Below are 15,019 nucleotides of genomic sequence, written 5' to 3' on the forward strand. Positions count from 1 at the left end.
AATTAAAATTGACATTAAAAAGATACTTTCTCCATACGAATTTCGTATGGAGTTTTTTTATGTTTTAATAAAGGTCTAACATAATTATAAAACTCTATATAGTCTGAGATAATTTTATAAATATTTGAATGATGTAGTTCTTTTACTTTATATGTATATATACATTCATTTTTAAAAGTTCCAAAAAAAGACTCACAGGCACCATTATTTGGTGAATTTCCTCTTCGTGACATAGAAATATTTATATTATTATTTTTACATAATCTTTCTCAAGTTTCATTTGTATATGGTGATCCTTGATCTGAGTGGATTATCTTTGGTGCACCTCTTTTTTTAATGGCGCTTATTAAATTTGTATGACATAATTTATTATTAGGACTAACCGATAACTTTCAATCAACAATTTCTGAATTAAACAAATCTTTTATAACAGATAGATAAACATTTCCATTAATAGTTTTTATATAAGTTACATCTGTTACTCATTTTTCATTTAAATTTTAGAATTAAAGTTTCTATTTAGTAGATTTTCAAATCTTAATGGACCTGATTTATCATAGTTTGGAACTTTCTTTTTCTTTGCTGCTTTTAAACTCATTGTTTTCATATATCTATAAACAACTCAAGGGTTTAATCTTTCTTTAAAGTATTTGTTTAAAAATAAAGTTATCATATTATAACCATATCTTTTTTTAAACAAGTAAAAAAGGCATCTTATCTTAATTGCTAAAATTCTATTATAATTTTTATACTTTGGTTTTCCGTTTTTAAGTCATTTTAAATATCCATACCTTGAAACTTTTAAATATAAATAAGATAATTTCAAAGAAAACATTCTTTTAACATTAAAAATGGCGAAGTACTTTTCCTTAGTCGTCTTCGCCAAATGCTTTTTTAAAGCTCGTTCCAGTTTCAAAGCCTCTCTTAATTCTTCACGCTCATATCATCAGGTTCTTTAAAAATTCAATCATGAGATTTAAATTTTTTGATATTTCCTTTTGCTTGTGTTCCACTACCTCATTCAAGAGCGCCTTCACCTTTAACTTTTACCTCTGATTTTCATCTTTTAATTGTGCTAGTACTAATATCAAACTTTAATGCCGTATTTAAAATACCAATTTTTTTTGATTCATTAATTATATTAAGTTTTTCATTTTTTGTTCATTCTTTTGCCATATAAAAAGAACACCTTTCAATAAAATTTTAACAATAAAAGTACTTTTTTACTGTCAATTTTATTTTAGATTTTCAATAACAAGTTTATTTTTTTTATTTTTTTTGTAAAAAAGTCTGTTTTTATGTTTTAATTAAACCAGTTATATAGGATGGCTATATACAAATACAAGAGGTAAAAATGATATTTTTAAAAAGAATAGAAGCTTTAGGCTTTAAATCTTTTGCTGAAGAAATTAAACTTGATTTTGATTTTTCAATGACTGGAATAGTTGGACCAAATGGTAGTGGAAAATCAAATATAAACGATGCCATAATGTGAGCTTTAGGAGAACAATCTTATAAGACTTTACGTGGTGATTCTATGGAAGACATTGTTTTTTCTGGAAGTAGTGAAAGAAAAGCTTTAAATTTAGCAGAAGTAACTCTTGTATTTGATAACTCAAATAGATCATTTAGTTCATTGGATTTTAATGAAGTTGCCATTACTAGAAAATACTTTAAATCAAGTAAAGAATCTGAATATTACATTAATAAATCAAGAGTAAGATTGAAAGATATACAAGATATCGCTTTAGAAACTGGTTTAACCAAATCGAGTCTTGCAATTATTTCACAAGGATCAATAAGTAATTTTGTAGAATCTAAACCTGAAGACAGAAGAAAACTTTTTGATGAAGCAGCTGGTGTTGCTAGATACAAAAAGAGAAAAGAAGAAGCAATAAGAAAGTTGTCAAGAACTCAAGAAAATTTAGATAGAATAAATGATATTATAAATGAAATTGAAAGAAAGTTACCAAGCCTACAAAAACAATCTTTAAAAGCTAAAGAATATAGTGAAACTTTTGAGGAACTAAAAAAAATTGAGGTTTCTGTACTTTTAAATGACATTTTATTGTACAAAAATAAACTAGAAGATTTATCTAAAGAAAAAGCTGATATTCAAACAGAAATTAATATATTAGAAAAAAATATTAGCAAAAGTACTTTAGAATACAATCAACTTAGATCAACTAGTGGTGAAAATGAGAAAGAGCTTTCTAAACTTAATAAGGACTTCACAAAAATAGTTGAAAAAATAAGTGAATTAAAAGTTGCAAAGATTACATTAGAATCAAAAAAAGAAAAGTCTAGCATCGATGACAATGAATATAAAATATCAGATTTAAAGTCACAGTCAAAAGAAATTGAAGTTCAAATTGATTCTGAAGAAAGTAGACTTGCAAAACTTTTAAATGAAAAGCATGATAAAAAAATAAAAGTTGATGATTTGTCTTCTAAAAGATATAAATTAAATAATGAATTAGAACATATAAATAAAACAATTTCTAAATTAGAGGTATTAATAGAAAATTTAATTATTAAAAAAAATTCATTAGATAATTTATTTGATGGTGTAAAAAATATTTTAGAAAATAAAAATATACTACCTGGTATTATTGGAACAGTATCTGATTTTATAAAAGTTAAAAAGGAACATGAGTTAGCAATCTCTGAAGCTTTACAAAATAATTTACAAAATATAATTGTAAAAAATACAAACAACATAAAAAATGCAATAGAATTTTTAAAATCTAATAAGGGAGGGTACGCCACTTTCTTACCATTGGATACTCTGAGAGCAAATTATATTAATGACGAACTTAAGTTTGTTATAAAAAATACAGATGGATTTATAGGTTTTGGAAATGAAATTGTTTCAATAGAAAAAAAATACAAAATAATAGTTGATTATCTATTGTCTAATTATTTGTTTGTAAATAATTTTGATAATGCAATAAATCTTTCAAAAGTTACAAATTCTAAATTTCATATTATTACTTTAGATGGCCAACGGATTCTTCCATATGGTGCAGTTGTTGGTGGAAGCAAAAAAAATAAAAATTTGAATTTATTTGATGCTAATAAAATTGAACAACTTGAAGAAGAAAAAAAACAATTAATTATAAATCAAGAAGAAATTGAAAAACAAATATTAAATCTATCTGAAGAAATTGATTTGCAAAGAGAACACCACAATGAAATTCAAGCATCGATTGCAACATCTAAAAAAACATCAGAAAGTTTAGAAAAACAATTAACAAAAATAAAAGATGAGTTTAGGATTTTAACAGGAAAAGAATTAAGTAGTGAAGAAATAGAATATAAATCAATTGATGAGCAAATTATAAAATTAATTGAAGAAATTGCTGAATCAAATAATTTAAAACAAGAAATTGAAAAAGAAATTAATGTTATTAGATCATTAAAAGATCAATCAAGCCAAAAACAAAATGAGTTATATAAATCTCTTGAAGAAGATAGAAATATGTTAAGTGTTTTAAAAGAAAAGTATTCATCAATTAACTCTGATAAAAATTTATTATTAGAAAAAGAAACTAATGCAAAAGCACATCTTGCTCAAGATTATAATATGACTTATGAAAATGCTTTAAAAATAAAAGAAAATAAATTAGACAACGAAAAAGAAGTAAGAGAAAAAATTAAAGAGCTAAGATTAAAAATTACAAATTTAGGTAATATAAATCTTGATTCAATCCAAGAATATGAAGAAGAAAATTCAAGATATGAAATGTATTTAAATCAATCTAATGAAATTTATGAGTCAATAAAAAATTTAAAAGGTGCAATAGTTGATATGGATCATCAAATGATTGACCAATTTAGAAAAATAATTACTGATGTAAATAAAGTTCTTCCAGAAACATTCGCAACCTTGTTTGGGGGAGGCAATGCCTCAATAATTTATACAAATCCCGAAGACATTCTTAACACAGGTATAGACTTAAAATTAGCACCACCAGGAAAAAAAATATCAAACTTAAATTTATTAAGTGGTGGTGAAAAATCAATGGTTGCACTTTCGGTATTGTTTTCAATATTAAAAGTTAGACCAATACCTTTGGTTATATTAGATGAAGTTGAGGCTCCTTTGGATATAGCCAATGTTGAAAGGTTTGCAAAATATATTAAGACTTTTATAAATAATACACAATTCATTATTGTAACTCACAGAATTGGAACAATGGAAAATTGTGACAAACTATTTGGTGCAACAATGGAGCAAAAAGGTATTACTAAAATAGTACAAATTAAATTAGTTGATGCAAAAAAAATAACTAATAGTAATTAACTATTAAAGGAGAATATTTAAGTGAGTAAAAAAATTAGTGTTTCTCTAGTAATTTTTTTAATAATAATGTTAGGATTTTGAATATGAACTTTGGTTACTCCAAAAAACTCAATTGTAATTGGAGGAAGTACAAGTGTTAACCCATTCATGCAGCTATCTACTAAATCATATAGTGAGTATGAGTCTGGTGGGGATTTTGTTTATAATTCAACAGGTAGCCAAGCTGGTGTTGGTGGTGTTGAAAAAGGAATGTATGCTGCAGGATTTATATCTAAAGATGCAAAAAAAGATACTTTGACAAGTGGGAATAGTTTTGTTGAAAATTCATTTAGAGAAGTTCAAAGCAATGAAGAAATAGAAGAATATATAAATGAAATTAAAAAGAAAGAAGTTTCAAAATCAAATGGATATCTTTCAATAAAATTTGCAATTGATGCAATAGGTATAATTTTTAATTCTCCTAGTTATTGAAAAACAAAAATTAATAATATTTCAATTGATGATTTAGTTAACTTTAAATTATCAAACAGAAAAGAGAATGAAAACTTTTTATCTATTTTATATCAAGGAAATATAACATGACATGATTTTGCAAATGATTTACTAAATAGTTATCAAAATGTAAATGATTTAATTGAATTTAACAACAACAACTCATCAGAAGGTGAAGCAAAAATACCAACTTATACAAGAGAAGATGGATCGGGTACAAGAAGTGCTTTTTCTGATATTACTAAAATAAAAAAAATGCCAACATCAAATGTAGTTAACTCAAATGGAGCAATGATAGAGCAAATAAGATTATCTTCTGGTTTTGGATATGTTTCTAATGGTTTTATTCAAAACATTGATCCTAATAGTGGAATTAAGTTAGCCGGAATTGATGGTAAAAAATTAGCTTCACCACTAACTGAAGGCAATAAACCCTATGAGTTAGACACTTTAACATTAGAATGAAAAGAAAGCAAAACTTTTGAAAACAACGATGATTTTATAATTTCTAAAACTGGTTATACTTTTAAAAGACCTTTCATATGTATAACAAATATTTTGGGTTCGAACTTTGATAGCATAATAAACTTCTTTAAATACTTGAATAGTTTATCTAATGATGAAAGTAATCCTTTTAAAAAAGAAGGTTTAGTTAAATCGATTATATTTAATGAACTTCAAGAGAATAAAGGAAGTTAGGAGAATTATGAAAGATAAAAATAGAACAATGAAAAAATATAAGTCTAAACTTAAAAAAATTGATGTTGCTTCAAAAAATCTAATAATTTTCATGACTGTGATTGTAATATTGATTTTAGCAATATTGGTTTCATTTATACTTTACAAGTCAGTTACATTTTTTAAAGAATTCCCTTTCTTTAAATTTATTTTCACAGGGGAATGAGCTCCTGGAAAAGACGGATCAACTGATTCAAGTTATGGTATAGGTAGAATTATATTGTCTACATTAATGATGTTATTTATATCGCTGCTATTTGCAATCCCATTAACAATTTTTAGTTCATTATTTATATGTGAATATTTAAAAGGGAGAACTAAAAAATTTGTAATATTATTTATACAATTACTTGCAGGTATTCCTTCAGTTGTATTTGGATTATTTGCAATCGATCAAATTGGACCTATGTTTGTAAAAATGGGTGCACCAACTGGTGCAAACATGATGACTGCAAGTTTAACTCTATCATTTATGGCATTGCCAACAATGATAGCACTTTCAATTAATGCAATTGAAGCAGTTCCTGAAGGTCATAAGTATGCTTCGTTAGCACTTGGTATGACTAAAGAAAGAACTACATACAGCGTTGTTCTAGTGTCAGCTACTCCAAAAATAATCACCGCTATTATAACAGGTATTGCAAGAATTATTGGTGAGACAATGGCTGTTATACTAATAGCAGGTAACTCTGCTAGAGGTTTAAACACAGATGATGGCTTTTTAGGATTTTTATTTTCATCTATTAAAACTTTAGCAGGTACAATAGGATTAGAAATGCTTGAAAATAATGGTTCTACTCATGAATCATCTTTATATGCAATTGGTCTTGTGTTATTTATTGTAGTAATAGTCATAAATTTAATTATTATCGCAATTGGTAATGTTGGTAACAGAAAAAATAATAAACATAAGAAAAATAAAAAATTTGCAACAACTGGTTTTAACAAAAATTATTCTTATGATCCACATAAATTAGATGTTTTAGTAAAAACAAATACAGAATCAAGATTCTGAAAAAAAACTCACAGCTTAACTTTAAAAACATTTATGATAACTTCTACTGCAATAATAATAGGTTTTATATCCTGAATATTATTAACTGTAATTTTTAAAGGTGTTATGAATTTTAACTATCATTCATTTTTAGAGATTTCAGGACAAAGGTCTGGGATATTTGCATTATTACTTACAACAATACTTTTGGTAATATCAACAATAATATTTGCAATTCCTTTATCATTATTTATAGCTTTATATTTAGCTGAGTATGCACATAAAGATAGTAAATTTGCAAAAGTAATTAGATTTAGCATCAATGTATTGGCATCAACTCCAAGTATTGTTTTCGGAGTTTTTGGTTTAAGTTTATTTGTTACAGCTATTGGTTTACCTATGTCTATATTTGCAGCAAGTTTAACAATGACAATCGTTATAATGCCAACAATGATTACATCGTTTGAAGATTCAATTACTTCTGTACCAACTTTATACAAAGAAGCGGCTTATGGAATAGGAATGTCTAAGACTGGGGTTATGTTTAAGGTTGTTATACCAAACTCACTTAAGGGATTTATGACAACAATTATCCTTTCGATTTCAAGAATTATTGGTGAATCTGCGCCTGTATATTTAACATTGGGTACTGCTGTTAGAATGCCAAGTGATGGATTCTTTTCTTCTGGAGCAACTTTAACAACTGAAATTTATATGCTAGCATCTGAAGGTAGTTCTGCTGAACTTTTAGGAACTGCTTATCAAATTGCGTTTGTTACAATATTATTAGTTCTTGGTCTTATATTTTTAAGCAGATATATAAGTAATAAATTAGATCCACTTCATAAAAAAATTACATTTAAAAATAGATTTATTCTACTTTATAACTCAATATTTAAATATAATTATAAAAAAGGTTTCAAAAGATTATTAAAAAATATTAGAAGAAGATTCAAAAAATTATGAAGGTTAATAAATTTTAAAAATATAAGAATTTATTATAAAAATAGTAAAATAAGAAAAAAAGTTATTAAAGATATAATTAAAGATTCTAAAAAAAGAATTGATTCAAAATAATAGGAGGTTAGGTTATTATATGCCAAAATCAAATGAAAAAGTAACACTAAAAATAGATGAAGATTTAAATCAAGAAGAAATTCAAGAAATCTCAGAAGATCAAATATATACAAAATCTCCTCAGAATCTTCCAATTAGCAAGAGACAAGAAGTAATTAAAATAAATGATTTTAATTTTTATTATAATAGAACTAAACAAGCACTAAAAAATATTAACATGAATATAAAACAAAACACTGTAGTTGCATTTATTGGACCATCTGGGTGTGGTAAATCTACTTTAATTAGATCTATAAATAGAATGAATGACTTAGTTAATAATATTTATTTAGAAGGTCAAATTGAAGTTAATAATATAAAAATATATGAAAAGGGAGTTGATGTTGTAAATCTTAGAACAAATGTTGGAATGGTTTTTCAAAAAGCAAACCCATTTCCTATATCTATATATGATAATGTAGCTTTTGGACCAAGAAACCAAGGTGTAAAAGATAAGGCTGCTTTAAATCAAATTGTTGAAGACTCGTTAAAAAAAGCTGCTTTATGAGATGACGTAAAAGATTATTTAAGAGACTCAGCTCTAAGTTTAAGTGGAGGACAGCAACAAAGGTTATGTATTGCTAGGGCAATTGCAATGAAACCTAAAATACTTTTGATGGATGAACCAACAAGTGCATTGGATCCAATTGCCACTTTAAAAGTTGAGGAATTAATATTAAAATTAAAGAAAGAGTTTACAATTGTTATAGTAACTCACTCAATGGCTCAAGCAACCAGAGTTAGTGATTATACAGCGTTCTTCTTGAATGGTGAGTTAATTGAATATGATAAAACAAAAAAAATATTTACAAATCCAAAAAATAAAAAGACAGAGGACTACATTTCAGGTAGATTTGGATAGTAGAAAGGAAAGTGAAGCAAATGTCATACAATAAAATATTAGATAGAGATATAGAAATAATAAAAAAAGATTTATTATCAATTATAGAATCTACAAAAGCGCAATACGCAAGTACTTTTGATTCATTAAAAACAAAAAACTATCAATTAGCTCAAGAAGTTATAGATAATGATATTAAAATAAATGATATGCAAAATAACTTTACAAGAATGGCTTTATGAAAAATCGCAAAACAACAAATGGTTGCAGGAGACCTTAGATTAGCAGTTGGTGGTGTTTTAATTTGTAGGGAAGTCGAAAGAATTGCTGACGTTGCAAAAAATATTTGTTACTTTTCTTTAAAATATAAACCTGAAACAATTGAGCTCCAACAAATTTCTAAAATGTTTAATCTTGTAAATAAAATGCTCAATATTATATTAAATTTAGTGGAAAACTTTAATGAAGATCAACACAAAAAAGTAATTGAAGTTGAAGAACAATTGACAAATGAATTTAATGATATAAACAAGACTTTAGCTGAAAAAATATTAAATTCAAAAAATAAAGAAGATGCCGTTAAAATAATAACTATTGTTAAACAATTAAAAAACTTAGAACGTGCAAGTGAACAACTTTTAAATATTGAAGAAACTGTACATTTTATCAGAACTGGTAAATTTGAAGAGTTACAAGAATTCATTAATATGAAAAATGAAAAAAAATAAATTTAATATCTATAATTACTAAAATTAACTTATTTATTAAATATCTGTTTAAATTTAAATAGTGAAAAATAAATTCTACACTAGAAATAGGTGTAGAATTTTTTATGTCAAAAAATTTAACTATTGAACAATGAGTCAAAATAATAAATGTATTTAAAACAGAAGGAATAATAAAGGCGGTAATTAATTACAAAAAAATAAAAGGGAAATTTATAAAATATTCTTATAATATTCAAAAAAGAATAAGAATTAAAGCTAATTTACTAGATAATTATGGTATAAAGTTTATTAAGAAAAAGCTGATCAGGCAGACCGAAAAAAAGAGATGACTCTGATATACCTGGTATAATCGGTGATTTAAATGAGGAACATAAAAAAGAAATTATTGAAGATTGAATTAAATTTCAACGAAATAAAAAAGATAAAAATGCATTAAAAGGCTTAATTACTTTAAATATTAATATTAAGTCTAGAATATTAAAACTCCATAGAACTTCTTTTTATAAAAAACAAATTTTAAGAATTTATAAATTGGATTATTTAAAAAAATAGAGGAAAAATATTGATTGACTCAAAATTTATTTATGGAAGTAGAAAAATTGCTATTTTACTAGGTGAATAAGGCATTACAATCAATGATAAAACTTTAAGAAATTATATGATAAGATGAGGATTTTTTATTAAAACAAGAAGAAGAAAAAGAAGCCAGGAGTTAAAAAATACAAGTGTAAAATTTGTGGACTTAGTAAAAAGAAATTTAACCCTGAAATGGGTAATATAATTGCAACAGATGTATCATATATTCCTGGATTAGTAAAAGGAAATAATTTTTATCTTTCTGCAGCAATCAGTCATAAAACAAAGAAAATTGAGTCTTGGTTATTATCAGATAGAAATGATTCTGAATTAGTTGTAAACACAATTAAAAAAATTAATAAAACTAATTATATCTTGCATTCAGATCATGGTACTTAATATTCAAGTGTAAAAGTTCAAGACTTATTAAAAAGGCTTAATTGTAAAACATCCATGAGTAGAATCGGTAACTCTCTTGACAATAGAGAAATTGAATATTTCTTTGGTTGTTTAAAAGGAGAATATTTAAATCATATGTCTACTTAGAAAATGAGTTACAATGAAATAAATGATCATATTAATTGGTACAACAATGAAAGAATTCAAAAAAGATTAATTTGAAAAACGCCAACTAGTGTTGGTGTTAAAATATAATAATTCTAGAATTTATTTTCCCACTTTATATTTACAAAGAGTTTTTTAAATTATATTTATTTTTTTTCTAGTGACATTATAAGTGGTATATCAAAGTATTTTTCATTTAATGAAAAAGTCACTATTCCTTTGTTATAGTCAAAAGATTCAATATTAAAAAAATCATAGCTTTTCTTATCATAACTATTTAAATACACTTTTTTTGATAATCAATTTGAAATATTAAATTTAATAACTTCTAAGTCTTTTGAAAAATTAATTTTATTATCTATATTTTTTCTTATTTGCATTGATCTTCTTTTAAAATAAAATTTAATATTACTATTACATAAAAAATCAGCTTTTAGATTATTATCTAATTCTAAAGTTTGATTAATTGCATCAAAATCTAAAAATTCAAAAAATTCATTTATATCATTTAGATACAATAACTCATTTCCATACCAATCAATAAATCCCTTAAATTTATTTTCTATATTATGTTCAATTTCCATTTGAACATAATTGTTTTTATCAATATAAATAGGATTCATTTTTAAATAATCTTGTGTATTTTTAATAAACTTATTCATTTGGTCATAGTTATATAAAACTAAAGTAAATTCCTTTGCAATTTCGTTTTCAAGAATATTTGAATTTTTTTTATTAAAAAAACTCACTTTCAATTTATCTTTTTTATATGATAAAAATTTAATGTTAATATCTTTGTTAAAGCTTTTAAACCAGCTTTCTTCTTCAAAATTTTCAGTAATTATGCTCTTAAAATTTTTCTTTACAAAACTTTCCTCTGTACTTGAACTATCAAATTTGTAATATAGATATTCGTTTCATGATTCAATGTAGTCATAGTATTTTGATGAACTTACACTTGTTTTTTTGAAAGAGCTTGCTGATGCAGGTGTAACTGTTAAACCAAGTGCCAAAATCATTTGAAGTATTTTTTTCATAAAATCACCTTATAAATTTTTTTAGTTAATAAATTTATTATACAATTAAATATGGAAAATGGTGAAAAAATATGGGATTTTGAAGTAATTTAAAAGAGCGAAGATCTTTAAAGAAACAAGAAAAAAAACATAAAAAAGAGCATAAAAATACACTTACATTTTCAACTGATATCAAAAAATTAACCAAAAAATATAAAGTTGTAAATAGTGATTTTTATGATGAACTTGAAAATATTTTAATAAAAACTGATATGGGCATGAAAATGGTTTTAGAGATATCAAATAATGTGCAAAGAAAAGTAAAACCTAAACATAATTTTAATGATATAAAAGAAATTTTAGCCGAAGAAATATATAAAGCTTATATTGGATCTGGAAAAGTTAAATCAGAATTAAATTTTCAAGATAATAGATTAAATATTTTTTTAATTGTTGGAGTAAATGGTGTTGGTAAAACAACTAGCATTGCTAAAATTGCAAATTATTATAGTAAGCAAGGAAAAAAAGTATTAATTGCAGCAGGAGATACATTTAGAGCTGGTGCTGTTGAGCAATTAGAGCAATGATGTAAAAATAGACTTGAGAACGTTGATTTAGTTAAACCACCCAATAACTCAAAAGATCCTGCAAGTGTTGTTTTTGACTCAATTAAAATTGCAGTAGATAAAAATTATGATTTATTACTAGTTGACACAGCGGGTAGACTTCAAAATAAAGAACATCTTATGAGGGAGTTAGAAAAAATTACAAAAATTATTCAAAAGTCAATTAAAGATGGTCCCCACGAAAGGTTATTGGTTATTGATGCGCAAACTGGTCAAAATGGTGTAAATCAAGCAAAATCATTTTCAGAAGCAACCGATGTATCTGGAATTGTATTAACTAAAATGGATGGTACTAGTAAAGGTGGAATAGCGTTGGCTATTAAGGATATACTTAATATACCTGTTAAATTAATTGGTGTTGGAGAAAAGGTTGATGATTTGAAAAAATTTAGTGTGGATGATTACATATATGATCTAACTGCTGATTTTATGGAAGATGATGAAGATGAGTAATATGGATTTTGAAAAAAATTTATTAATATCTGAATTTTATGATTATTATAAAAACTTGTTAACAGAAAAACAAAGACAGTATTTTGAGCTGTACTTTTTTGAAAATTATTCATTGCAAGAAATAGCTGAAGAAATAGGCGTTTCAAAGAGTGCAATTCATGATAGCATAAGCAAAACGATTTCTTATTTAAAAGATTTAGAAGAAAAACTTAAATTTGTAAATAAAACTAAATATATTAAAAATGAAATTGAAAAATTTAAAAAGGAAAAAATATCAAAAGATGACTTTATAGAAAGTATTGAAAAAGAAATATAATGAACATTTTATTTATTGGTGACATTTTTAGTTCACCTGGACGTGATGTATTATCAAACAAATTAAATATTATAGTTAAAAAGCATCAAATTGATTTTATAATTGCAAATGGCGAAAATATTAGCCACGGAAAAGGGATTAATAAAAATCATTATAATTTTTTAAAACAGTTAAAAATAAATGTTATTACAAGTGGAAATCACATTTTTAAACAAAAAGAAACATTAGAATATATTTCTAACTCAAAAGACCTTCTAAGACCTCTGAATATGAATAAAAGCCTTCCAGGTTTGGGCACTAACATTTTTAAATTTAAAGATAAAGAAATAAGAGTAACAAATTTAATGGGACAAGTTTTTATGGATAATGTAAATAATCCGTATGAAGCTTTTGATGAAATAATTTTTAAAGATACTTCAAACATACATATTGTAGATTTTCATGCAGAAGCATCTGCTGAAAAATTAGCGTTTGCATTTAATTATGATGGTAAAGTTACAGCAATATTAGGAACTCACACTCATATTCAAACTGCAGATGAAAGAATAATGCCTAATGGAACTGCTTACATAACTGATGTTGGTATGACTGGATCTTTTGATTCTGTAATTGGTGTAAATCCAGAAGAAGTGATTATTAAAGAAAAACTAGGTCTTCAAACTAAATTTGTGCCTTCAACTAAACCTGCAAAAATATCAGCTGTTATAATTAAAATAGATGATACAAACAATAAAGTTATTAATATATCAAGGATTAATGAATATTAATTATATTTTTAAGTAAAAATAATTAAAAATATAATTAAGTCTTTCAATTGTAAATAAGTAGTAATTTGGTATAATTAATTCAATTAGATTGAATGGAGGACATACAATGAAAAGACATGATAAATTAAGAAATTTACATGAAGCTCTATTCGCATTAGATAAAGAAATCAAAAATATTTGTAAAGGTATTGAGCAAAGACTTAGAAACAATCACAAGTATCTTGATACTTATCAAAGAGTTCTTACTGAGGTCGAATTCGAAAGAAAAAATGAAATGTATGGTAGATCAACTATTTATGATTTTGAAAGAATGAGAATCAATTTAGAACAAGATGCCGGTAATTTAATTTATGAAGCAATTAACGTAATGGGGAATGATGAATTTATTATAAGAAGACAAAATGTAATATTTGCATTTTGATTCATGGGACAATTTGATGTCTACGCCTTAGACCTTTCAAGAGGGGGATAACCTAAATAATAGTTATTATTGTAACTATTATTTTAATTTTATGAGAGGATTTTTGTTATTAATATGAATAAATTCTTAATATGAATAATTATTGGAATTGTTTTATTTATTTTACTTTTAATTATTATTAGATACTTAATATCTAAAAAACTAACAAAAAAGCATAAAAGAATTGTTAAAAATGAACTAATTAAGAAAAAGTTTTTTATAACAAGTGATAACTATGAATTGAGATGGCTAGGTGAAATATTACCTGTTTCAAAAAAAATATTAATATGTGTTCATGATTATGGACTTTCCAGAAAAAGTTTTAAAAATTTTGAAGAATATGTAAGAAAAAATAATAGTGATGTTTCTGTAATTTCATATGATCAAAGAGGAAGTGGCGAAAATAAGTTTTATAAAAACTTAAATATGGGAAGTCATTTATTAGATTTAGAAGAAATTATAGTTTATATATCTACAAAATATTCAGATAAGGAAATATTTTTAGTAGGGGAAGGTTTTGGGTCAAACTTAGCGTCTTATTTTAGTGATAACAAAAGAATAAAAAAAATTATTTTTGTTTCAATGCATTTAAATCAGATAATACATAAAAGTTTCAAAGTTATATTTAAGATTTTAATGGCCTCATTAATTTCTACTAATATACAAATAAAACAAAAAATATATATTGAAGATTGTGTTTCAAAAATTGATGATAATAATATTATTGATATCGATTTTGTATCACATAAAAAAATGAAAAACTTATTACAAATAAGAAAAATTAATTCAAAAATTAAAAAAAACATAGTAAAAAATGTTAAAAAATACGTATTTTTACTACCGGGTATTGATATTTTTGTTAAAAAAAATACATTTATTAATATATTTAATGATGAAAAGTTAAAAGACCTAAAAATTGATAAATTGAGTTCTAAAAAACATTATGTTTTTTATGAAAAAAATAATATAGAAATTTTCAAAACAATAATAAATAATATATAGTTTTTGATATTATTATTATGCTAT

The 15,019-nt window shown here is 24.6% G+C and carries 16 protein-coding genes; 12 read left to right on the forward strand and 4 right to left on the reverse strand.

What is annotated here, in order from left to right:
- Positions 1-14: 14 nt before the first annotated feature.
- The 3 genes from SLITO_RS05780 to SLITO_RS05790 are packed head-to-tail and all read right to left on the reverse strand — an operon-like array spanning position 15 to position 1,176.
- A complete protein-coding gene (locus tag SLITO_RS05780) occupies positions 15-497 on the reverse strand; it encodes an IS3 family transposase (RefSeq protein ID WP_200901517.1) in 483 nt (160 codons plus the stop codon).
- Positions 494-916, reverse strand: a complete 423-nt coding sequence (locus SLITO_RS05785; RefSeq protein ID WP_144416391.1) for an IS3 family transposase — start codon at positions 914-916, stop codon at positions 494-496. The genes SLITO_RS05780 and SLITO_RS05785 overlap by 4 nt, the downstream gene beginning before the upstream one ends.
- An 8-nt stretch (positions 917-924) precedes the next feature.
- Positions 925-1,176 (reverse strand): hypothetical protein, encoded by a 252-nt coding sequence (locus SLITO_RS05790; RefSeq protein ID WP_083433325.1) that lies wholly within the window; start codon positions 1,174-1,176, stop codon positions 925-927.
- A 178-nt stretch (positions 1,177-1,354) separates the two neighbouring features.
- Between SLITO_RS05790 and SLITO_RS01130 the strand changes: the two genes are divergently transcribed.
- From SLITO_RS01130 to SLITO_RS06200, 7 genes are all read left to right on the forward strand, one after another.
- Positions 1,355-4,306: an AAA family ATPase gene (locus SLITO_RS01130; RefSeq protein ID WP_075057960.1), complete on the forward strand. Its 2,952-nt coding sequence runs from the start codon at positions 1,355-1,357 to the stop codon at positions 4,304-4,306.
- 21 nt (positions 4,307-4,327) lie between these two features.
- Positions 4,328-5,497, forward strand: coding sequence for a phosphate ABC transporter substrate-binding protein (gene ptsS, locus SLITO_RS06070; RefSeq protein ID WP_075057961.1), 1,170 nt, complete (start codon positions 4,328-4,330; stop codon positions 5,495-5,497).
- Positions 5,498-5,504: 7 nt separating this feature from the next.
- Positions 5,505-7,607: a phosphate ABC transporter permease PstA gene (gene pstA, locus SLITO_RS01140; protein WP_158500613.1), complete on the forward strand. Its 2,103-nt coding sequence runs from the start codon at positions 5,505-5,507 to the stop codon at positions 7,605-7,607.
- Between the two features lie 133 nt (positions 7,608-7,740).
- Entirely contained in the window at positions 7,741-8,508 is a 768-nt protein-coding gene (gene pstB / locus SLITO_RS01145; protein ID WP_235443380.1) for a phosphate ABC transporter ATP-binding protein PstB, read from the forward strand.
- Between the two features lie 20 nt (positions 8,509-8,528).
- A complete protein-coding gene (gene phoU / locus SLITO_RS01150; protein ID WP_075057963.1) occupies positions 8,529-9,215 on the forward strand; it encodes a phosphate signaling complex protein PhoU in 687 nt (228 codons plus the stop codon).
- Between the two features lie 768 nt (positions 9,216-9,983).
- Positions 9,984-10,190: a hypothetical protein gene (locus SLITO_RS05795; RefSeq protein ID WP_083433327.1), complete on the forward strand. Its 207-nt coding sequence runs from the start codon at positions 9,984-9,986 to the stop codon at positions 10,188-10,190.
- A 150-nt stretch (positions 10,191-10,340) separates the two neighbouring features.
- Positions 10,341-10,445: an IS3 family transposase gene (locus SLITO_RS06200; protein WP_327196260.1), complete on the forward strand. Its 105-nt coding sequence runs from the start codon at positions 10,341-10,343 to the stop codon at positions 10,443-10,445.
- A gap of 56 nt (positions 10,446-10,501) precedes the next feature.
- Here the strand turns inward: SLITO_RS06200 and SLITO_RS01165 are convergent, their stop codons facing one another.
- Complete coding sequence (locus tag SLITO_RS01165; protein WP_075057965.1) at positions 10,502-11,392, reverse strand: hypothetical protein; 891 nt, start codon at positions 11,390-11,392, stop codon at positions 10,502-10,504.
- A 71-nt stretch (positions 11,393-11,463) separates the two neighbouring features.
- Between SLITO_RS01165 and ftsY the strand changes: the two genes are divergently transcribed.
- The 5 genes from ftsY to SLITO_RS01190 all read left to right on the forward strand — a co-directional run bounded on the left by ftsY (position 11,464) and on the right by SLITO_RS01190 (position 14,995).
- Positions 11,464-12,450 carry a signal recognition particle-docking protein FtsY gene (gene ftsY / locus SLITO_RS01170; RefSeq protein ID WP_075057966.1) on the forward strand — a complete coding sequence of 329 codons (987 nt, stop codon included), beginning with the start codon at positions 11,464-11,466 and terminating at the stop codon, positions 12,448-12,450.
- 1 nt (position 12,451) lies between these two features.
- Complete coding sequence (ylxM, locus tag SLITO_RS01175) at positions 12,452-12,766, forward strand: YlxM family DNA-binding protein (RefSeq protein WP_158500614.1); 315 nt, start codon at positions 12,452-12,454, stop codon at positions 12,764-12,766.
- Positions 12,766-13,533, forward strand: coding sequence for a TIGR00282 family metallophosphoesterase (locus SLITO_RS01180; RefSeq protein WP_075057968.1), 768 nt, complete (start codon positions 12,766-12,768; stop codon positions 13,531-13,533). The genes ylxM and SLITO_RS01180 overlap by 1 nt, the downstream gene beginning before the upstream one ends.
- A 106-nt stretch (positions 13,534-13,639) precedes the next feature.
- Complete coding sequence (locus tag SLITO_RS01185) at positions 13,640-14,005, forward strand: hypothetical protein (protein WP_075057969.1); 366 nt, start codon at positions 13,640-13,642, stop codon at positions 14,003-14,005.
- A gap of 63 nt (positions 14,006-14,068) precedes the next feature.
- Entirely contained in the window at positions 14,069-14,995 is a 927-nt protein-coding gene (locus tag SLITO_RS01190; RefSeq protein ID WP_075057970.1) for an alpha/beta fold hydrolase, read from the forward strand.
- Positions 14,996-15,019: the final 24 nt, after the last annotated feature.

Source organism: Spiroplasma litorale (assembly GCF_001267155.1).
In the GTDB taxonomy this organism is placed as follows: domain Bacteria; phylum Bacillota_I; class Bacilli_A; order Mycoplasmatales; family Mycoplasmataceae; genus Spiroplasma_A; species Spiroplasma_A litorale.